The sequence below is a fragment of the Dokdonella ginsengisoli genome (genome assembly GCF_042652785.1).
GTDB lineage: Bacteria > Pseudomonadota > Gammaproteobacteria > Xanthomonadales > Rhodanobacteraceae > Dokdonella_A > Dokdonella_A ginsengisoli.
This window is the reverse complement of record NZ_JBHSHD010000010.1, coordinates 926,399-947,392: the sequence shown is the minus strand read 5'-3', so window position 1 is coordinate 947,392 and position 20,994 is coordinate 926,399. Positions and strand designations below refer to the sequence as shown.

Genomic DNA, 20,994 nt, shown 5'->3' with positions numbered 1-20,994 from the left:
CACTCCAGGATCTTACATGTCTTCCCAGCCCTCAGCCCTCAGCCCTCAGTCCTCGACCAAGGACATCGTCCTGGCCTTCTCCGGCGGCCTCGACACCAGCTTCTGCGTGCCGTACCTGAAAGAGCGCGGCTGGGCCGTGCACACCGTGTTCGCCGACACCGGCGGCGTCGACGCACAGGAGCGCGCCTACATCGAGCAGCGCGCGCAAGAACTGGGCGTCGCTTCGCATCGCACGGTCGACGGCGGTCCGGCGATCTGGAACGGCTTCGTCAAGCCGTTCGTCTGGGCCGGCGAGGGCTACCAGGGCCAGTACCCGCTGCTCGTTTCCGACCGCTACCTGATCGTCGACGCCGCGCTCGCGCGTGCCGCGGAACTGGGTACGCGCGCGATCGCGCACGGCTGCACCGGCATGGGCAACGACCAGGTGCGTTTCGACCTCGCGGTGAAGTCGCAGGGCGACTACGAGATCGTCGCGCCGATCCGCGAGATCCAGAAGGAGCACACCGAAGTACGCGCCTACGAGCAGAAGTACCTCGAGGAACGCGGCTTCGGCGTGCGCGCGAAGCAGAAGAGCTACACGATCAACGAGAACCTGCTCGGCGTCACCATGTCCGGCGGCGAGATCGACCGCTGGCAGGCGCCCGGCGCCGGCGCGGTCGGCTGGTGCAAGCCGCGCGCGGAATGGCCGTCCGCGCCGCTGCGCCTGCGCCTGGGCTTCGCCAGCGGCGAGGCGGTCACGCTCGACGGCGAGAAGATCGCCGGTCACGTGCTGCTGGCCCGGCTCAACGAGCTGCTGGCGCCCTACGGCGTCGGCCGCGGCCTCTACACCGGCGACACCACGATCGGCCTCAAGGGCCGCATCGTGTTCGAGGCGCCGGGCCTGGCCGCGCTGCTGGTCGCGCACCGCGCGCTGGAGGAGGCCGTGCTGACCAAGCAGCAGAACCGCTTCAAGCCCGAAGTGGCGCGCAAGTGGGTCGAACTGGTCTACGAAGGCTTCTTCCACGATCCGCTGAAGACCGACCTCGAGGCCTTTCTCGCCTCGAGCCAGGCGACGGTCAACGGCGAGGTCGTGCTGGAGACGGCCGGCGGCCGCGTCGACGCCGTCGCGGTCCAGTCGCCGCACCTGCTCAACGCCAAGGGCGCGACCTACGCGCAGGCGGCCGACTGGGGCGTGGCCGAGGCGGAAGGCTTCATCAAGCTGTTCGGCATGAGCAGCACCTTGTGGGCCGAAGTGAACCGGGGCGGGGCGGCATGAGCGAGCTGCTCGACGCGACCCTCCGGCACCTGCGTGCGCTGGTCGCCTTCGACACGCGCAATCCGCCGCGTGCGATCGACGAAGGCGGCATCTTCGCCTACCTGCGCGAGCAGCTCGCCGGCTTCCAATGCACGACGACCGACCACGGCGTCGGTGCGGTCAGCCTGCTGGCCATGCGCGGCCGGCCGAATCTGCTGTTCAACGTGCACCTGGACACCGTGCCGGACTCGCCGCACTGGAGCGCGAGCCCGTTCGAGCTGCGCCTGGACGGCGGACGCGCGATCGGCCTGGGCGCCTGCGACATCAAGGGCGCCGCGGCCGCCTTCGTCGCCGCCGCGAACGCGACGAGCGGCGACTGCGCCTTCCTGTTCACCAGCGACGAGGAAGCCAACGACGCGCGCTGCATCGCCGGGTTCTTGAAGGACCGCGCGGCGGAGCTGGCCTTCGACGCCGTGGTGGTGGCCGAGCCGACGCGTGGCGAAGCCGTGCTCGCGCACCGCGGCATCAGCTCGGTGCTGATGCGTTTCGCCGGGCGCGCCGGCCACGCCTCCGGCGAGCAGACTCCGGCTGACAGCGCCCTGCACCAGGCCGTGCGCTGGAGCGCGCGCGCGATGGGCCACGTCGAGTCGCTCGCGCACGCGCGCTTCGGCGGCCTGACCGGCCTGCGCTTCAACATCGGCCGCATCGAGGGCGGCATCAAGGCGAACGTGATCGCGCCGACCGCCGAGCTGCGCTTCGGCTTCCGTCCGCTGCCGTCGATGGACGGCGACGAACTTCTGGCGACCTTCCGCAGCTTCGCCGAACCGGCCGCCGTCGAATTCACCGAGACGTTCCGCGGCGGTCCGCTGCCGGGCGGCGACGTGGCCGGCGCGGAGGCGCGCCGCCTCGCCGCGCGCGATCTGGCCGACGCGCTCGACCTGCCGATCGGCAACGCGGTCGACTTCTGGACCGAAGCGGCGCTGTTCTCGCAGGCCGGCTACACGACCCTGGTCTACGGGCCCGGCGACATCGCGCAGGCGCACACGGCCGACGAGTGGGTCGCGCTGGAGCAACTGCAACGCTACGTGGAAACCATCGAGCGCATCATTGAACAGTGCGGCCGCGGACAGCCGCTTCTCGACTCTCGCGTTCAGGAAGGAACGCAGGAATGAACGCCGAAACCCATCTGCAAGTGCGCCAGACCATCGTGCGCCTGCTCTCGAGCATGGCGAGCGCGCGCGAGATCGAGCAGTACCTGAAACGCTTCTCGCAGCTGGACGCCAAGCGCTTCGCGGTGGTCAAGGTCGGCGGCGCCGTCCTGCGCGACGACCTCGACGCGCTGACGTCCTCGCTCGCTTTCCTGCAGCAGGTCGGCCTGACGCCGATCGTCGTGCACGGCGCCGGGCCGCAGCTCGACGAGGAGCTGGCCGCCGCCGGCATCGCCAAGCAGACCGTCAACGGCCTGCGCGTGACGACGCCGGAGACGCTCGCCATCGTGCGCCGCGTGTTCCAGACGCAGAACCTCAACCTGGTCGAGGCGCTGCAGGAAGGCGACGCGCGCGCGACCTCGGTCCTGTCCGGCGTGTTCGAGGCGCAGTTCATCGACCGCGACGCGCTCGGCCTGGTCGGTCGCGTTTCGCGTGTCAATCTGGCGCCGATCGAGGCATCCCTGCGCGCCGGTTCCATTCCGGTGATCGCCTCGCTCGGCGAGACGGCCGGCGGCCAGATCCTCAACATCAACGCCGACTTCGCCGCGAACGAACTGGTACGCGTGCTCAGGCCGTACAAGATCATCTTCCTGACCGGCACCGGCGGCCTGCTCGACGCGAACGGCAAGGTCATCGACTCGATCAACCTCAGCACCGAGTACGAGCACCTCGTCGCACAACCGTGGATCAACGGCGGCATGCGCGTGAAGATCGAGCAGATCAAGGAGCTGCTCGATCACCTGCCGCTGTCCTCGTCGGTGTCGATCACGCGCCCGGACGAGCTGGCGAAGGAACTGTTCACGCACAAGGGCTCCGGCACGCTGGTGCGTCGCGGCGAACGCGTCGACGTGCACGGCGGCTGGGCCGGCATCGACCTCGAGCGCCTGCGCGCGCTGATCGAGGCCGGCTTCAAGCGCAAGCTGGTGGCGGACTACTTCGAGCGCACGCAGCCGTACAAGGTCTATCTGAGCGAGAACTACCGCGCCGCGCTGATCCTGACGCGCGAGGAGGGCTACACCTACCTGGACAAGTTCGCCGTCGCCGACGACGCGCAGGGCGAGGGCCTCGGCCGCGCCGCCTGGCAGGTCATGCGTGCGGACAATCCGCAGCTGTTCTGGCGCTCGCGCCACCACAACCTGATCAACCAGTTCTACTACGCCCAATCCGACGGCTGCTACAAGGAACCGCGCTGGAAGGTGTACTGGTACGGCCTGCGCGAGTTCGCCGACATCGAGCGTTGCGTCGCACACTGCCGCACGCGGCCGGCGACCCTGTCGGACTGAGGCGGCCGTACGTCGAATTCGTGGAGGAACCCGCTTGAAAGACATCCGGAAAACCGTCGGCATCGTCGGCGCGCGCGGCCACACCGGCGCCGAGCTGATCCGCCTGATCGCGCGGCATCCCTCGCTCGAGCTCGCCTTCGTCTCTTCGCGCGAGCTCGACGGCCAGCGCGTGGCCGACCATGTCGCCGAATTCGGCGGTGAGTTGCGCTACGAGAACCTCTCGCACGAGGACGTCGCGAACAAGCGCGCCGACGCGGTCGTGCTCGCCCTGCCGAACGGAAAGGCCGCCGAAATCGTGGCGGCGATCGATGCGACGGCGCCGGAGACGATCGTCGTCGATCTTTCCGCCGACCATCGCTTCGACGAGCGCTGGTACTACGGCCTGCCCGAACTCACGCGCTCGCGCTACGCGGGACAGCGCCGCATCAGCAATCCGGGCTGCTACGCGACCGCGATGCAGCTGGCGATCGCACCGCTGAAGGCCGACCTCGCCGCGCCGCCGGTCTGCTTCGGCGTGTCGGGCTATTCCGGCGCCGGCACCACGCCGTCGGACAAGAACGATCCGGAAAAACTGCGCGACAACCTGATGCCGTATTCGCTGGTGGATCACGTGCACGAGCGCGAGGTGACGCGCCAGCTCGGCCTGCCGGTGGAGTTCATGCCGCACGTGGCGCCGCATTTCCGCGGCATCACGATGACGGTGAACCTGTGGCTGCAGCAGGCGGCGAAGGCGGACGCGCTGCGCGAACGCTACCGCGCGTTCTACGCCGGCGAGCCGCTGGTGCGCGTCGTCGACGAGGCGCCGTGGGTCAGCGCGATCGCTGGCAGGCACCACGCCGAGATCGGCGGCTTCGCGCTGGCTCCCGGCGGCAAGCGCGTGGTGATCGTGGCGACCCTGGACAACCTGCTCAAGGGCGCGGCGACCCAGGCGATGCAGAACCTCAACCGGGCGTTCGGCTTCGACGAGACGCAGGGCATCGAGGCGGAAGAGATCGAGGCGGAAGAGGCGGAACGACCGTGACGCTCGCGCGTCGCCGGTGCGAACTCCCTTTTTCCGATCGAGGTGTCCCATGCGTCTTTCCCGCTATTTCCTGCCCACCCTGAAGGACAATCCCGCCGAGGCGCAGATCGCCTCGCACCGTCTGATGCTGCGCGCCGGCCTGATCCGCCAGGAGGCCGCCGGCATCTACGCCTGGCTGCCGCTCGGCCTGCGCGTGCTGCGCAACATCGAGCGCATCGTGCGCGAGGAGATGGATCGCGCCGGCGCGCTGGAACTGCTGATGCCGACACTGCAGCTGGCCGACCTGTGGCGCGAGAGCGGGCGCTACGACGCCTACGGCCCGGAGATGCTGCGCATCCGCGACCGCCACGAGCGCGAGCTGCTGTACGGGCCGACCAACGAGGAAATGATCACCGAGATCTTCCGCGCCGGCGTGCGTTCGTACCGCGACCTGCCGCTGAACCTCTACCACGTGCAGTGGAAGTTCCGCGACGAGCAGCGGCCGCGCTTCGGCGTCATGCGCGGGCGCGAATTCCTGATGAAGGACGGCTATTCGTTCGACCTCGACGAGGCCGGCGCGCGCCGCTCGTACAACCGCATGTTCGTCGCCTACCTGCGCGCCTTTTCGCGCATGGGGCTGCGGGCGATCCCGATGCGCGCCGAAACCGGCCCGATCGGCGGCGATCTCTCGCACGAGTTCATCGTGCTGGCCGACACCGGCGAGTCGGACGTGTACTGCGACCGCGCACTGCTCGACCTGCCGGTGCCCGCCGCGGACACGGACTACGCCGGCGATCTGGAACCGGCGATCCGGCGCTGGACCGCGCCGTATGCCGCCACCTCGGACGTGCACGACGCGGCGCGCTTCGAGAGCGAGGTGCCGGCCGAGCGCAGGCTGCATACGCGCGGCATCGAGGTCGGGCAGATCTTCTACTTCGGCACCAAGTACTCCGAGCCGATGCGCGCCGCCGTGACCCTGCCGGACGGCTCCTCGCGGCCGATCCACGGCGGCTCCTACGGCATCGGCGTGTCGCGGCTGGTCGGCGCGATCATCGAGGCGGGTCACGACGAGCACGGCATCGTCTGGCCGGAGCCGGTCGCGCCGTTCGACGTCGGACTGATCGGCCTCAAGCCCGGCGACGCCGCGGTCGAGGCGGCCTGCGACGCGCTGTACGCGAAGCTCGAAGCCTCCGGTATGCACGTGCTGTACGACGACACCGACGAGCGTGCCGGCGCCAAGTTCGCCAACATGGACCTGGTCGGCCTGCCGTGGCAGATCGCGATCGGTCCGCGCGGCCTTGCCGCCGGCCAGGTCGAACTCAAGCGCCGCGCCGGCGGCGAGCGCGTCGAGCTGGCCCCGGACGACGCGATCGCGCGGCTGGTCGAAGCGCGCACCGCGAGGACAGGCACGTGAGCGGGAGGAAAAACCTCGTCATTCCCGCGAACGCGGGAGGCGATTTTCAGCAGCCGAAGGCTGGCCATCCGTCTTGCTGTTGACGGATATGCAGAACCATCAAGATGGATCCCCGCGTTCGCGGGGATGACGACAACCGGGATTCTTCGAGGCGCTTATGAGTGACCTGCTCTGGCAGAAACAGGGAGTCCGTACCGACGAACGCATCATGCGCTTCCTCGCCGGCGACGACGTCGTGCTCGACCGCGAGTTCTTCCTGCACGACGTCGAGGCGAGCCAGGCGCACGTCGGTGGACTGGCCAACATCGGCCTGCTCGATGCGGAAGAAGCGGCGGCGCTGGTGCGCGAACTCGACGCGCTGGCGGCCGATTTCCGCAGCGGCGCCTTCGTCCTCGACGAGCGCTACGAGGACGGCCATTCCGCGATCGAGGCGCGCCTGATCGAGCGGCTCGGCGACGCCGGGCGCAAGGTGCACACCGGCCGCAGCCGCAACGACCAGATCCTGGTGGCGACGCGGCTGTGGTTGAAGGCGCGGCTGCGCGAGCTCCAGGCGCATTGCCGCGCTGCCGCCGAAGTCTGCCTCGAGCGAGCTGCGCGCGAGGCGCTGCCGCTGCCGGGGTATACGCACCTGCAGCGCGCGGTGGTCTCCTCGACGGCGCTGTGGTTCGCCGGTTTCGCCGAAAGCTTCATCGACGACGCGCGCCGCGCGCGCGACACGCTGGCCTGGATCGACGCCAACCCGCTCGGCACCGCGGCCGGCTACGGTGTGAACCTGCCGCTCGACCGCGCGCACACGACCCAGGCGCTCGGCTTCGCGCGGCTGCAGGTCAACCCGGTCTACGCGCAGCTTTCGCGCGGCAAGTTCGAGATCGGCGCACTGGAGGCGCTCGGCGCCGCCTTGCTCGACCTGCGCCGGCTGGCCTGGGACCTGTCGCTGTTCACCACCGCCGAATTCGGTTTCGTGCGCCTGCCGCCGGAATACACCACCGGCAGTTCGATCATGCCGAACAAGCGCAATCCGGACGTGGTCGAGCTGATGCGCGCCAGCTACGCCAGCGTCGCCGCGGCGCGCAGCGAGATCGAGCACCTGCTGTCGCTGCCGTCCGGCTACCAGCGCGACTTGCAGTTCTCCAAGGGCGCGATCTTCCACGGTTTCCACCGCGGCCTGCCGGCGCTCGAACTGCTGCCGGACCTGCTTGCGCGGCTGGAATGGAACGAGGCGGCGATGCGCGCGGCGATCGAGCCGTCGATGTACGCGACCGACGTCGCGATCGAGCAGGCCGCCGCCGGCGTGCCGTTCCGCGAGGCCTACCGCCGCGCCGCCGAGGCGGCCGCGGAGGCGGGGCAGGGCAGGACTCCGGAGGCGAGCCTGGCGGCGCGCGTGTCTGCCGGCGCGGCGGCCGATCTGCGGCTGGACGAGTTGCGCAGGCGACTGGGGGAATTTTGAGGATGAGTGGCCAGACGGTGCTGGCCGTGGACGGCCTTGGGTTTCGTGCGTTGGCGCGCAGGAACGATCGCTTCTTCGGACACGCCGTCGACGTCGACTTGGTTCGGCAAGATGGCTCCCTGCACGGGCGTCTGTCTTTCGCCTGCCATCCGGACGATGCGGAATTCGATCGTTTTCAGGCGATGACGACAGACCAGTTGTATGCCGAGGTGGCGAGACTCCTGCCTCGAATCGTGAATCGCGCCGACGAGGCGTTGAGCAATGGGCTTGCTCCGTTCGTGAGTTTGAGTGCGTATCGTGGCGACCTTTGATATCCAGAACCTGCCGCCCTGGCGCCGCGCCGTCCTCAAGATCGGCAGCAGCCTGCTGACCGGCGTCGACGGCGAGCTTTCCGATCGCCACGCGCGCGGGCTCGCGGCTTTCGTCGCCGCCTCGCGTGCGAGCGGTCGCGACGTAGTGCTGGTGTCGTCCGGAGCCGTCGCCGCGGGGCGCACGCGCGTACCGCAGGACGCGCGGCGCGCCGGTGGCCTCGTGCTGCGCCAGGCGCTGGCCGCGCTCGGGCAGACGCGCATGGTGGGGCTGTGGCAGAGCCTGCTCGACGTGCCGGTGGCGCAGGTGCTGCTCAGCCACGACGACCTGCGCAACCGCCGCCGCTATCTGAATGCGCGCAACACCTTGCTCGAACTGCTGCGCCTGCGCTGCGTGCCGGTCGTCAACGAGAACGACACGGTGGCGGTGGAGGAACTCAAGCTCGGCGACAACGACAATCTCGCGGCGATCGTCGCGGCCTTGGTCGACGCCGACCTGCTGCTGATCGCCAGCGACGTCGACGGCCTGTACAGCGCGCATCCGCGGCTCGATCCGGCGGCGCGGCCGATCGGACGCGTCGCGGCGGTCACGCCGGAGGTACTGGCGATGGCCGGCGGCGCCGGCAGTGCGCTCGGCACCGGCGGCATGCGCACCAAGCTCGAGGCGGCGACCAAGGCGGCCAAGGCCGGCATCGCGACGGCCTTGTTCAACGGCACCGACGCGGCCGCCGTCGCCAGCCTCGCCGACGGGCAGCTGCGCGGCACGCTGGTTGAAGCTCCGGCGTCGCGGCTGGCCGCACGCAAGTACTGGCTGCGCCATGCGCCCGGTTCCGGCGGCTGCCTGCGCGTCGACGCCGGCGCCGCGCGCGCGGTACTCGACGGTGCCTCGCTGCTGCCGGGCGGCATCGTCGGCGTCGACGGCGAGTTCGCCCGCGGCGACCTCGTCGAGGTGCTGGCGGTCGGCGAGGCCGGCGCGCGCGTCGTCGCGCGCGGGCTGTGCCAGTACGCCGCCGGCGAAGTGCGCCGGCTGGCCGGCCGGCACACACGCGAGATCGAGGCGATCCTCGGCTTCAGCTACGGCGACACGGTGATCCGTCGCGACGATCTGGTCGCATTCGAGGAGGCCAACGCATGAACGCATCGATGCGCGAACTCGCGCTGGCAGCGCGCGACGCGGCCGCCGCCATCGCCGCCCTGTCGACCACGGCCAAGCGGGCGGCGCTGAACCGGATGGCCGACGAAATCGAGCGGCAGTGTGCGGCGATCCTCGCCGCGAACGCGCTCGACGTCGAGGCCGCGATCGCGGCCGGACGTGCGGACGCGCTGGTCGACCGGCTGCGTCTGGATCCGACACGGCTGGCCGGCGTCGCCGCCGGCGTGCGCGCGGTCGCCGACCTGCCCGATCCGGTCGGCCAGGTCACGCGCCGCGAGACGCGGCCGAACGGCATCCGCGTCGAGCGCGTGCGCATTCCGCTCGGCCTGATCGCGATGATCTACGAGGCGCGGCCGAACGTGACCGCGGACGCCGCCGCGCTGTGCTTCATGGCCGGCAACGTGGTGCTGCTGCGCGGTGGCTCCGAGGCGTTCCACAGCAATCAGGCCATCGCTGCCGCGCTGCGCGACGCCCTGCGCGCGAGCGGCCTGCCGCCGGCGGCGATCACGCTGATCGAGGACCTGCGCCGCGAAAGCGTGCTCGAGCTGTTGCAGCTGACCGATCTCGTCGACCTGGCGATTCCGCGCGGCGGCGAGAGCCTGATCCGCTTCGTCGCCGAGCACGCGCGCGTGCCGGTCATCAAGCACTACCGCGGCGTCTGCCACCTGTACGTCGACGCCAGCGCCGACGCGGAACTCGCGCTGCGCCTGCTGATCGACGGCAAGACCACGCGCCCGGCGGTCTGCAACGCGCTCGAAACCCTGCTGGTGCACGCCGACCTCGCGCCGGCCTTCGTGCCGCGCGCGGTCGCGGCGCTGCGCCGGCGCGGCGTGCAGGTGCGCGGCTGCGAGCGCACGCGCGCGCTGGCGCCGGACGTTGAGCCAGCGGACGAGGCCGACTATGCCGCCGAGTTTCTCGACCTGGTCATCGCCGTGCGCGTGGTGGACGATCTCGATGCCGCGATCGAACACATCCGGCGCTACGGCTCCGATCACACCGAAGTCATCGCGGCCAGCGACGAGGCGGCGATCGAGCGCTTCGTCGGCGCGCTGCGCTCGGCGGTGATCATGGTCAACGCCTCGTCGCGCTTCAGCGACGGCGGCGAACTCGGGCTCGGTGCCGAGATCGGCATCTCCACGACGCGCCTGCACGCCTACGGCCCGATGGGCGCCGAGGCGCTGACGATCGAGCGCTTCGTCGTGCGCGGCGAAGGTCAGATCCGGCACGCGCCGGACGAGTGAGCCACCGGCCGGCGTTCACCAGGGCTCCAGCCGCCAGCCCTGCGCCGTCGCGCGCAGGCGGTCGGTGAGGGCGAGGCCGTCCAGGAAGGCCTCGTCGTGCGAGGCCACCAGCAGGGCGCCGCGGTAGCTGCGCAGCGTCGCTTCGAGCGCCTGCAGCGAAGGCAGGTCGAGATGGTTGCTGGGCTCGTCCAGCAGCAGGAGCCGGGCCGGCAGGTCGGCGTACAGCGCGCAGGCGAGGGCGGCCTTCAGCCGCTCCCCGCCGCTGAGTTCGCCGCACGGCAGGCCGATCCTCGCCGCGTCCAGTCCGAGCTGCGCCAGCCACGTGCGCAGCGTGCTTTGCGCGGTATTTCCGGCGACGCGCAGCAGATGTTCGATGGCCGATTCGCGCGGGTCCAGATGCGCCAGCTGCTGGTCCAGGTAGGCGGCGGGCACGTGCACCTCGCGGCGCCCGACGAGCGGTTCGACCTGTCCGGCCAGCAGCCTCAGCAGGGTGGACTTGCCGCTGCCGTTCGGGCCGACCACGCCCACGCGCTGCCGTCCGCCGAGGATCAGGTCAACCTCGCACGCGGACGGCGGCAGGAACGGCAGCGCCACCGCGTCGAGTTCTGCCACCCGCTTCTGCGCAGACATGACGGCGGGTTCGTGCAGCACGATCGAGATTTCGTCTTCCACGGCGTGCCACGCCTTGCGCACGTCGCGATCGAGCCGCTCGCGCTCGGCTGCATGCTGCCGTTGCAGCTTTCCATGGGAGGTTTCGGCGCGCTGTTTCTGGCGGTCGAGCAGGATCTTCGCCTGGTTGGCCTCCTGTCCATGACGCCGGCCGCGCGCCTGGCGCCGATCCTGCCGCTCGCGCTGGTCGCGCAGCGCGCGCTCGCCACGCTCGCGCTCGATCCTGGCCTGCTCGAGCTGGCGCGACGCGCTCTCGCGCTCCTCGGCCTTGCGCTGCGCGTAGAACGCGTGGCCGCCGCCGTAGCTGCGCAATCCGGAGGCCGACAGCTCGACGATGCGCGCCATGCCGTCCAGCAGCCGGCGGTCGTGGCTGATCACCAGCAGGCCGTTCGGCCAGTGCCGCAGCTGCTCCAGCAGGGCGCGGCGGCTGGGACCGTCGAGGTGGTTGGTCGGCTCGTCGAGGATCAGGAAATCCGCTGCGGAGACGAAGGCGCCGATCAGGGCGACGCGCGTGGCTTCGCCGCCGCTGAGCACGCCGGCGGGCGTGTCCGGATGCAGCCGTTCGAGGCCGGCGCGTTCCAGTTCGGCGTGGAAGCGCTGGCGCAGGTCCCAGCGGTTGCCGACGGTCTCGAAATCGCCGGGCTGCGCGATTCCGGCGGCGATGCGCTCGAGCGCGTCCAGCGCCGTGCGCACGTTGGCCAGGTCGGCGACCGAACGGCCGTCGGCGCGCGAAACCTGCTGCGGCACGTAGTACACGCTGCCCGAGCGTGTGCAGCGGCCGGCGGAAGGCTCCCGCTGGCCGGCGAGAATGCGCGCCAGCAGGGTCTTGCCGCAGCCGTTGCGTCCGACCAGGCCGGTCGGGCGGTGGTCGAACTGTTCGGAGAGATTGGAGAACAGCGTGCTGCCGTCCGGCAGCACGCAGGAGACGCCGTCGAGCGTCAGGCGGGGATTCGTCACGTGTCGTTTCCAGAAGATGCCGGGGACTTCCCCTCGCGCGAGGGGCGGGTCTGGCCGTCCTGCGGACGGCGGCATCACTGGCGCATCGGACGAATACCTCGAATGGAATGCGGGAGAACGCCCAGTCTAGGGCAGTGGCGGCGCTCGCGAAAGACGGCTGCGCGGGCGCCGCCCGCGTTCAGCGCGTCAGCCAGCCCTGCGCGCGCGCGGTGAACAGCGCATACGGAAAGATCCAGAACAGCGCGAACGTGGAGAAGAACGCATAGCCGATGCCGTAGAGGAAATCCCAGCTGCGCTCGCTGCGCAGGTAGTACAGCATGTGGAACGCGGAGACCAGCAGCAGGGCGCTGAAGAAGTGCAGCAGCACGTCCGGCCGCAGCGGGACCAGCGCGACCAGCAGCAGCGACGTCGCCAGCGCGATCGGATAGCGCAGGTTGCCGGTGACGAATTCGGCCAGCGCCATCGCGCGCGCGACCGGCGGGCGCTTCCACATCACGCTGCCGAGGAAGCGCAGCTCCTCGCGCACGTAGCTGCGGTCCCAGCGCAGGTACATCTTGCACAGGCGGCGGTAGGTCGTCGGCACCAGCGTATGCACGATCGCCGCGCGCTGGTAGACGCAGTCGTAGCCCTGGTTGAGGATGTCGTTGGTCAGCGCGCGGTCCTCGCCGTAGGTGCAGGCGCGGCCGAGAAAGCGCTGGCGGATCCACGCGTCCAGCACGCGCCGCACGACCTCGGTGCGGTAGCCGGCGAGCGCGCCGGGACAGCAGTAGACGGTGCCGTAGGTGCTCTGCACGGCGCGCAGGAAGTCGAACGAGAGCGCGAAGCGCACCTTCAGCATGCGCGGAATCGGGCCGTCCTCGCGATTGAACACGCTGACCTTGCCGGCCACCGCGCCGACCTTCGGATCGGCGAACGCGCCGGCCATCGCCAGCAGGGTGTCCGGCTCGATCACGCTGTCGGAGTCGATCGTCACCATGATCTCGCCGCGGCCGCGGCGAAAGCCCGCTTCGAGCGCGGCGCGCTTGCCGCGGTTGCGCTCGAAGCGCAGGGTGGTGACCAGGTCGGGAAATTGCGCGGCGGCGCGTTCGATGTGCTGCCAGGTGTCGTCGCTGCTGCCGTCGTCGACGACGAAGATCTCCAGCCGCTCGCGCGGATAGCGCGCCTGCGCGACGGAAGCGATCGAGCGCGCGACCATCTCGCCTTCGTTGTAGGCCGGAATCACCACCGTCATCGCCGGCGCCTGCGCGAAATCGGCCAGCGGCGGCGTGCGGTAGCGGAACCACAGCGCGGTGCGCAGCATCAGCATCAGCAGCCCGAGCACCGCCCAGGTGGCGGCCGGCCCGACCAGGTAACGGCCCCATTCGTGATGCCGCGCGGAGCGCAGCAGGCCGTGGAAGGCCGGATGACGCCAGCTCACGTAGAGCAGGGCGGCGAAGCCGAACAGGATGGCCGCGCGATAGAAGTGGTCGCCGGGCTGGTCGCGGTATTCGTGCAGGCGCAGCGCGCCGCGAGTGCGGTTTTCGTCGTTCATCGGATCGGCTGCGGAGACGGCGCGGCATTTTTCCCTTTTTCACGACAACCCCGGATGAACCACGCATCCTTAACGCGGGCATGCCGATATGCGCGAGGTTTGCGCTAGTCTTTACGTTCGCGCCGGAGCGGCGCAGGACGTCACGGGGTGCGGGTGGGAGCGTCGATGAGTGGGGCCCTGCAGCTTTCTTCCGCCGATCGCGTGCTGGTGCTGGCGCCGCATCCGGACGACGAGACCCTCGCCGCAGGCGACCTGATCCGCGCCGCGCTGGCCGCCGGTTCCGCGCTGCGCGTCGCGTTCGCCACCGACGGCGACAACAATCCATGGCCGCAGCGCTGGCTGGAGCGGCGCTGGAAGATCGGCGTGCGCGAACGCGCGCGCTGGGGCACCCGCCGCCGCGGCGAGGCGCGCGCCGCGCTGGAACGCCTCGGCGTGCCGAAGTCGGTGACGCCGGCGCGCTTCTTCGGCTGGCCGGACCAGGGGCTGACCGCGCTGCTGATGCGCGACGACCGCGCGGTCGAGGCGCTGGCGCAGGAGATCGCGCAGTTCGCGCCGACGCATCTGGTGCTGCCGAACCTGGCCGACCGTCACCCGGACCACAGCGCGCTGCGCGTGCTGGCGGAACTGGCGCTGCTGCGCAGCGGGCATCGCTGCCTGTGCCTGGGCTACGTCGTGCACGGCGAGAAGCCGTCCGGCGACGGCCGCCTGCTCGAGGTGCCGGCCGCCGATGCGCAGGCCAAGCGCGAGGCCATGCACGCCCATGCGAGCCAGATCGCCCTGAGCCGCAAGCGCCTGCTGGCGCTGGCGGCGCTGCCGAACCGGTTCGAGCTGGCCGACGAGGCGGCCCCGCCGGATGCGACGCGACCGCTGTACCTGCCTCGTGCCGGATCGCTGCGGCCGCACGACCTGCTGCTGGTCGTCGCCTGGCGCGAGGAGATCGCGCGCGTGCGTCTGCCGCTGCCGCGCTCGGCGGGCGAGCAGGTGGCCACCGATGCGTGCGGCCGCGAGTATCGGATCGACGTCGGCGCACGCGAGCTGTGCCTGCGGCTGCCGGCGTTCGACTCGCCGCCCGCGGCGATCTACGCGAAAGTCCATCGCTGCGATCCGCGGCTGCTGATCTTCGATCGCGAACCGTGGCGGCGCGCGGCCGATGCCTCGCATGCGCGCTCGGCGGCGTTGACCGGTTCGGCCCAGTCCGGCTACATCTAGCCGATGACGAATCCGTCCGGCGCGGACATCGGCGAGACCAGCGTGCGCGTCGTCGCGGCCGACGCTGCCGCGGCCGACCTGTGGCAGGCGATTCCGCCGGGGCCGGTGCGCGACGTCGTCGTGTGGCTGCCGGCGCTCGGCGTCGCGGCGCGCAATTACCAGCCGTTCGCACGCGAACTGGCCGCACGCGGCATCGCCGTCGCCCTGCACGAATGGCGCGGCATCGGTTCCAGCGACCGCCGCGCCGGGCGGCATTCGGACTGGGGTTACCGCGAACTGCTCGCGCTGGATCTGCCGGCGACCTTCGCCGCCGCGCGCGCCGCCTTTCCACAGGCGCGCCTGTGGCTCGGCGGGCACAGCCTCGGCGGCCAGATCGCGACGCTGCAGGCGGCGCTCGATCCGGACGCGCAGGCCGGCCTGATCCTGGTCGCCAGCGGGGCGCCGTACTGGCGCACCTTTCCCTGGTACCGCCTGATCGGGCCGGTCGTCACGATCGCCCCGTGGATCGCCGCGCTGCGCGGGCATTTCCCGGGGCGGCGGCTCGGTTTCGGCGGCAACGAGGCGCGCGGGCTGATCGCCGACTGGGCGCGCAGCGGCCGGACCGGGCGCTACGCCGCCGCCGGCCTGGACGAGGATCTGGAAGGGCGCCTGGCGGTCCTGCGCCTGCCGCTGCTGGCCCTGCGCCTGCGCGACGACTGGCTGGGTCCGCAGGCCTCGCTGGACTGGCTGCTCGGCAAGATGCCGCAGTCGCCGGCGCAGCGGCACCTGCTGGCGCCGGAGGATCTGGGCGGGATACCGGCCGACCACTTCGCCTGGATGAAGGCGCCGCAGGCGGTCGCCGTGCGCGTGGCGGCCTTCGTCGAGGCGGCCGGCCGCGCCTAAATCGGCGCCGGATAACGGAAATTTACACGGAGTCCGTCATAATCGCGAGTTACCCGAGCGCCGCCTGAGGCCGGCGCACGGCGATCACGGCGCCGCTGGGCGCCCGATCGTCGGGACTCCGTTCATGAGGATTGCTATGTCTTACGATATCGGTATCGGTCGTTGCACCGAAGTGAGTGGCGACACCGTCGTCGTCAAACTCGAAAGCGTGATGGTCAAGCGGCTCTCGCCGGACCAGCCCTGGCAGCGTTCGGGCACGAGCCTGCTGCGCCTCAACCGGAACCTGTGCAGCGCGGAGCGTCCGCCGCAGCCGGACCGCGAGCTGTACGTCAGCCGCTCGGCGCTGTCCAAGCGCTCGATGGCTTCGCTCGATCTGGCCGGCGACGGCGAGACGGTGTCGGTGGACCTGCGCGCGCTGCTCAACGATCTCGATCCGCAGCCGTCGGCCGGGCCGTCGGCGAAGGGCGGGCGAACCGCCGATCGCAAGGCGCAGGCGCGCTGACCGGCGCCGCGGAAAACGACTCCACGAGAACCCGGCGAAAGCCGGGTTTTTCGTCTGCGTCCCCCGCGCGCAGGCCGCCTCGACGTTCGACCAAAGGCGTAGTCGCCGGCGCGGCTCGCCACGCCGCGCGAGGGGTTGCGTGTCGCGGATTTGGCCTATACTCGATCCCGTTCGGTGCCGTCGGTGTGGTGCATTTCCGAAGTCGTCGGTCGAGAGGTCGTCCGACGTTTGCGTGAGCGGCGCGGGAAGGCGCGGGGAAGGATTCCGGCGCGACCCGATCGAGGAGAACGTCATGTCTGCAATGACTCGACGTCAGTTCTTGAAGGTCACCGGGACGACCCTGGGAGCTTCGAGTCTGGCGCTGATGGGTTTCTCGCCCGGCCAAGCGCTGGCCGAAGTGCGGCAGTTCAAGCTCGCACGCGCGACCGAGACCCGCAACACCTGCCCCTACTGCTCGGTTGCCTGCGGCGTGCTCATGTACAGCCTCGGCGACGGCGCCAAGAACGCGCGGGCGAGCATCTTCCACATCGAGGGCGACCCGGACCATCCGGTCAATCGCGGCACGCTGTGCCCGAAAGGCGCGGCCCTGGTCGACTTCATCCACAGCGACAGCCGCCTGCAGTACCCCGAGTACCGTGCACCGGGCTCCGACACGTGGCAGCGCATCTCGTGGGACGAGGCGCTCGATCGCATCGCCAGGCTGATGAAGGCCGATCGCGACGCGAACTTCGCCGCGAAGAACGCCGACGGCCTCACCGTCAACCGCTGGCTGACCACCGGCATGCTCGCCGCCTCGGCGTCGAGCAACGAAGTCGGCTACCTCACGCACAAGGTGGCGCGCTCCCTCGGGCTTCTGGCGTTCGACAACCAGGCACGCGTCTGACACGGCCCGACGGTGGCAGGTCTTGCCCCGACGTTCGGCCGTGGAGCGATGACGAATCACTGGGTCGACATCAAGAATGCCGATCTGATCCTCATCATGGGCGGCAATGCCGCCGAAGCGCACCCGTGCGGCTTCAAGTGGGTCACGGAAGCGAAGGCGCACAACAAGGCAAGGCTGATCGTGGTCGATCCGCGCTTCACGCGCTCGGCCTCGGTCGCCGACGTCTACGCGCCGATCCGCACCGGCACCGACATCGTCTTTCTCGGCGGCCTGATCCGCCATCTGCTGGAGAACGACAAGATCCAGCGCGAGTACGTCGTCAACTACACCGACCTCTCCTTCATCGTGAAGGACGAGTTCGCGTTCAACGACGGCATCTACTCCGGCTACGACGCGGACAAGCGCAGCTACGACAAGTCGAGCTGGGACTACGCGCGCGGCGAGGACGGCTACGTCCGCACCGATCCGACCCTGGCCGATCCGCGCTGCGTCTACAACCTGCTCAAGCAGCACTACGCGCGCTACACGCCTGAGATGGTCGAGCGCGTCTGCGGCACGCCCAGGGACAAGGTGCTGCAGATCTGGGACATGATCGCTTCCACCGCCACGGCGGACCGCGCGATGACGATCATGTACGCGCTCGGCTGGACGCAGCATTCGATCGGCTCGCAGATGATCCGCACCGGCGCGATGGTGCAGCTGCTGCTCGGCAACATCGGCGTGGCCGGCGGCGGCATGAACGCCCTGCGCGGACATTCCAACATCCAGGGCCTGACCGACCTCGGCCTGATGTCGAACCTGCTGCCTGGCTACATGACGCTGCCGAACGAGAAGGAGCAGGATTTCGACGGCTACATCGGCGCGCGCGCACAGAAGCCGCTGCGCCCGAACCAGCTCAGCTACTGGCAGAACTACCGCAAGTTCTTCGTCAGCTTCATGAAGTCGTGGTGGGGTGACGCGGCGACGGCGGACAACCACTGGGCCTACGACTACCTGCCCAAGCTCGACAAGCAGTACGACATGCTGCAGGCCTACGAGCTGATGAACCAGGGCAAGATGAACGGCTACATCTGTCAGGGCTTCAATCCGCTCGCCGCCGCGCCGAACAAGGCCAAGCTCAGCGCGAGTTTCTCCAGGCTCAAGTACCTCGTCATCATGGATCCGCTCGCCACCGAGACGAGCGAGTTCTGGAAGAACTACGGCGCGCTCAACGACGTCGATCCGGCGAAGATCCAGACCGAGGTGTTCCGCCTGCCGACCACCTGCTTCGCCGAGGAGAACGGTTCGCTGACCAACTCCTCGCGCTGGCTGCAGTGGCACTGGAAGGGCGCCGAGCCGCCGGGCGAGGCACGCAGCGACCTGGAGATCATGGCCGGCCTGTTCCTGCGCCTGCGCGATGCGTATCGCAAGGACGGCGGCGCGTTCCCGGATCCGATCGTCAACCTGACCTGGAAATATGCGCAGCCGCACAGTCCGGCTCCCGAGGAACTCGCGCGCGAATACTCCGGCAGCGCGCTGGCCGATCTCGCTGACCCGAAGGACCCGACCAGGATCACGCGCAAGGCCGGCGAGCAGCTCGCCGGTTTCGCCGAACTGCGCGACGACGGCAGCACCGCCAGCGGCTGCTGGATCTTCTGCGGTGCGTGGGGTCCGACCGGCAATCTGATGGCGCGGCGCGACAACGCCGATCCGACCGGTATCGGCCAGACGATCAACTGGGCCTGGGCGTGGCCGGCGAACCGGCGCGTGCTCTACAACCGCGCGTCCTGCGATCCGCACGGCAAGCCGTGGGATCCGTCGCGCAAGCTGATCGCCTGGAACGGCAGCGCCTGGGGCGGCGCCGACATTCCGGACTTCAAGGCCGACGAGAATCCGGAGAACGGCATGGGGCCGTTCATCATGAATCCGGAAGGCGTGGCGCGCTTCTTCGCCCGCGCCGGCATGGCGGAAGGACCGTTCCCCGAGCACTACGAGCCGTTCGAGACGCCGCTGGCGACCAATCCGCTCAATCCGAACCAGCCGCAGGCGCTCAACAACCCGGCCGCGCGCGTGTTCGCGCAGGATCGGGAGGCGTTCGGCAAGGCGGACCAGTTCCCGCACGTGGCGACCACGTACCGCCTGACCGAGCACTTCCACTACTGGACCAAGCACGTCCGCCTGAACGCGATCGTGCAGCCGGAGCAGTTCGTCGAGATCGGCGCGGCGCTGGCCGACGAGCTGGGCATCGGCAACGGCAGTCGCGTACGCGTCAGCTCGCACCGCGGGCACATCGAGGCGGTGGCGATGGTCACCAAGCGCATCAAGCCGCTTACGATCGAGGGCAAGGCCGTGCACACGGTCGGCGTGCCGATCCACTGGGGCTTCCTCGGCGTGGCCAAGCCGGGCTACATCGCCAACACGCTGACCCCGTTCGTCGGCGACGCGAACACGAACACGCCGGAATTCAAGTCGTTCCTGGTCAAGGTCGAGAGGATCTAGGAGGCCCGAAGATGGCACTGCAATCGCTCGACATCATCCGACGTTCGGCGACGACCCTGCCCGAACCGCAGGCGCGCGGCGCGCATACGGGGCAGGTCGCCAAGCTCATCGACGTGACCAAGTGCATCGGCTGCAAGGCCTGCCAGGTCGCCTGCATGGAATGGAACGACCTGCGCGACGAGGTCGGCACCTGTACCGGGCACTACGACAACCCGCACGACCTCAGCGACCAGTCGTGGACGCTGATGCGCTTCACCGAGCACGAGACGCCCAAGGGCGACCTGGAATGGCTGATCCGCAAGGACGGCTGCATGCACTGCGCCGATCCGGGCTGCCTCAAGGCCTGCCCGTCGCCGGGCGCGATCGTGCAGTACGCCAACGGCATCGTCGATTTCCACGAAGAGAACTGCATCGGCTGCGGCTACTGCATCACCGGCTGCCCGTTCAACATCCCGCGCATCTCCAAGCAGGACAAGAAGGCCTACAAGTGCACGCTGTGCTCGGACCGCGTCGCCGTGGGTCTGGAGCCGGCCTGCGTGAAGACCTGCCCGACCGGCGCGATCGTGTTCGGCACCAAGCAGGACATGCAGCAGCACGCCGCCGAGCGCGTCGAGGATCTCAAGTCGCGCGGCTTCGAGCACGCCGGGCTGTACGACCCGCAGGGCGTCGGCGGCACGCACGTGATGTACGTGCTGCACCACGCCGACCAGCCGCAGCTCTACGCCGGGCTGCCGCAGGAGCCGAAGATCAGCGCGATGGTCGGCCTGTGGAAGGGCATCGGCAAGCCGCTCGGTCTGTTCGCGATCCTCGCCACGGCGGCGGCCGGGTTCCTGCACTACCTGCGCGTCGGCCGCAACGAGACCGACGCGCACGACGAGGAGGCCGCGCGCCGCGAGCTGGAGGACACGCCATGACCGTCGAACGCAAGGGCGGCGAGATCGTCCGCTACGAGTTCTCCACCCGGGTCAATCACTGGACCGTCGCGATCAGCTTCGTCCTGCTCGCGCTGTCGGGCCTGGCGCTGTTCCATCCGGCGCTGTTCTGGCTGACGAACCTGTTCGGCGGCGGGCCGTGGACGCGCATCCTGCATCCGTTCATCGGCCTGGTCATGGTGTTCGCCTTCGCCTTCCTCGCCGCGAAGGTCTGGCGGCACAACGTCTGGGAAGCACGCGACAGCCAGTGGCTGCGGCAGATGGACGACGTGCTCGACAACCGCGAGGAGAATCTGCCGGACGTCGGCCGCTACAACGCCGGGCAGAAGCTGCTGTTCTACGTCATCGTGCCGTGCCTGCTCGGCCTGCTGCTGTCGGGCCTGGCGATGTGGCGGGCGTATTTCTCGCTGCCGGTCGAACTCGTGCGCTTGGCTTCGCTGCTGCACGCGGTCTGCGCGCTGGTGCTGATCTGCGCGATCGTCGTGCACATCTACGCGGCGATCTGGGTCAAGGGGTCGGTGCGCGCGATGACGCGCGGCACGGTCAGCTACGGCTGGGCCTGGAAACATCACCGGGCCTGGTTCCGCGAAGCGACCGGCGCGGACCGCAAGTAGGAGCCTGCGCGTCGATGCGCGCTGGACGGGCGCCGCCGCAGCGGCGAGG

General features: G+C 69.8%; 17 protein-coding genes. 15 read left to right on the top strand and 2 right to left on the bottom strand.

All coding sequences use genetic code 11. The features are described 5' to 3' along the window. Positions 1-16: 16 nt before the first annotated feature. The 9 genes from ACFO6Q_RS16235 (at position 17) to ACFO6Q_RS16195 (ending at position 10,288) form a co-directional block, all read left to right on the top strand. On the top strand, positions 17-1,255 hold the full coding sequence (locus ACFO6Q_RS16235) for an argininosuccinate synthase (protein ID WP_380022144.1): 1,239 nt from the start codon (positions 17-19) through the stop codon (positions 1,253-1,255). Continuing rightward, entirely contained in the window at positions 1,252-2,406 is a 1,155-nt protein-coding gene (locus tag ACFO6Q_RS16230) for an acetylornithine deacetylase (RefSeq protein WP_380022143.1), read from the top strand. Before ACFO6Q_RS16235 ends, ACFO6Q_RS16230 begins: the two co-directional genes overlap by 4 nt. Continuing rightward, positions 2,403-3,725: an acetylglutamate kinase gene (locus ACFO6Q_RS16225; protein ID WP_380022142.1), complete on the top strand. Its 1,323-nt coding sequence runs from the start codon at positions 2,403-2,405 to the stop codon at positions 3,723-3,725. Before ACFO6Q_RS16230 ends, ACFO6Q_RS16225 begins: the two co-directional genes overlap by 4 nt. A 34-nt stretch (positions 3,726-3,759) precedes the next feature. Then, complete coding sequence (gene argC, locus ACFO6Q_RS16220; RefSeq protein WP_380022141.1) at positions 3,760-4,746, top strand: N-acetyl-gamma-glutamyl-phosphate reductase; 987 nt, start codon at positions 3,760-3,762, stop codon at positions 4,744-4,746. A 49-nt stretch (positions 4,747-4,795) separates the two neighbouring features. Continuing rightward, complete coding sequence (gene proS, locus ACFO6Q_RS16215) at positions 4,796-6,139, top strand: proline--tRNA ligase (RefSeq protein ID WP_380022140.1); 1,344 nt, start codon at positions 4,796-4,798, stop codon at positions 6,137-6,139. Positions 6,140-6,296: 157 nt separating this feature from the next. Then, the gene (argH, locus tag ACFO6Q_RS16210) at positions 6,297-7,586 is read left to right on the top strand and encodes an argininosuccinate lyase (protein ID WP_380022139.1); all 1,290 of its coding nucleotides are present in this window, start codon (positions 6,297-6,299) and stop codon (positions 7,584-7,586) included. A gap of 2 nt (positions 7,587-7,588) precedes the next feature. Next, positions 7,589-7,897, top strand: a complete 309-nt coding sequence (locus ACFO6Q_RS16205) for a hypothetical protein (protein ID WP_380022138.1) — start codon at positions 7,589-7,591, stop codon at positions 7,895-7,897. Continuing rightward, entirely contained in the window at positions 7,881-9,029 is a 1,149-nt protein-coding gene (gene proB / locus ACFO6Q_RS16200; RefSeq protein ID WP_380022221.1) for a glutamate 5-kinase, read from the top strand. The genes ACFO6Q_RS16205 and proB overlap by 17 nt, the downstream gene beginning before the upstream one ends. Further along, positions 9,026-10,288 carry a glutamate-5-semialdehyde dehydrogenase gene (locus ACFO6Q_RS16195; protein WP_380022137.1) on the top strand — a complete coding sequence of 421 codons (1,263 nt, stop codon included), beginning with the start codon at positions 9,026-9,028 and terminating at the stop codon, positions 10,286-10,288. The genes proB and ACFO6Q_RS16195 overlap by 4 nt, the downstream gene beginning before the upstream one ends. A 15-nt stretch (positions 10,289-10,303) precedes the next feature. Here the strand turns inward: ACFO6Q_RS16195 and ACFO6Q_RS16190 are convergent, their stop codons facing one another. Further along, entirely contained in the window at positions 10,304-11,914 is a 1,611-nt protein-coding gene (locus ACFO6Q_RS16190; RefSeq protein ID WP_380022136.1) for an ABC-F family ATP-binding cassette domain-containing protein, read from the bottom strand. 178 nt (positions 11,915-12,092) lie between these two features. Next, positions 12,093-13,445, bottom strand: a complete 1,353-nt coding sequence (locus ACFO6Q_RS16185; RefSeq protein ID WP_380022135.1) for a glycosyltransferase family 2 protein — start codon at positions 13,443-13,445, stop codon at positions 12,093-12,095. Positions 13,446-13,610: 165 nt separating this feature from the next. Between ACFO6Q_RS16185 and ACFO6Q_RS16180 the strand changes: the two genes are divergently transcribed. The 6 genes from ACFO6Q_RS16180 (at position 13,611) to ACFO6Q_RS16155 (ending at position 20,945) form a co-directional block, all read left to right on the top strand. Further along, complete coding sequence (locus ACFO6Q_RS16180; RefSeq protein WP_380022134.1) at positions 13,611-14,654, top strand: PIG-L deacetylase family protein; 1,044 nt, start codon at positions 13,611-13,613, stop codon at positions 14,652-14,654. Positions 14,655-14,657: 3 nt separating this feature from the next. Beyond that, on the top strand, positions 14,658-15,536 hold the full coding sequence (locus tag ACFO6Q_RS16175; protein ID WP_380022133.1) for an alpha/beta hydrolase family protein: 879 nt from the start codon (positions 14,658-14,660) through the stop codon (positions 15,534-15,536). 136 nt (positions 15,537-15,672) lie between these two features. Beyond that, a complete protein-coding gene (locus ACFO6Q_RS16170) occupies positions 15,673-16,038 on the top strand; it encodes a hypothetical protein (protein WP_380022132.1) in 366 nt (121 codons plus the stop codon). A 292-nt stretch (positions 16,039-16,330) separates the two neighbouring features. Next, positions 16,331-19,399: a formate dehydrogenase-N subunit alpha gene (fdnG, locus tag ACFO6Q_RS16165; RefSeq protein ID WP_380022131.1), complete on the top strand. Its 3,069-nt coding sequence runs from the start codon at positions 16,331-16,333 to the stop codon at positions 19,397-19,399. Positions 19,400-19,410: 11 nt separating this feature from the next. Continuing rightward, entirely contained in the window at positions 19,411-20,313 is a 903-nt protein-coding gene (gene fdxH / locus ACFO6Q_RS16160) for a formate dehydrogenase subunit beta (RefSeq protein WP_380022130.1), read from the top strand. Then, positions 20,310-20,945: a formate dehydrogenase subunit gamma gene (locus ACFO6Q_RS16155; RefSeq protein ID WP_380022129.1), complete on the top strand. Its 636-nt coding sequence runs from the start codon at positions 20,310-20,312 to the stop codon at positions 20,943-20,945. The genes fdxH and ACFO6Q_RS16155 overlap by 4 nt, the downstream gene beginning before the upstream one ends. Positions 20,946-20,994 lie beyond the last annotated feature (49 nt).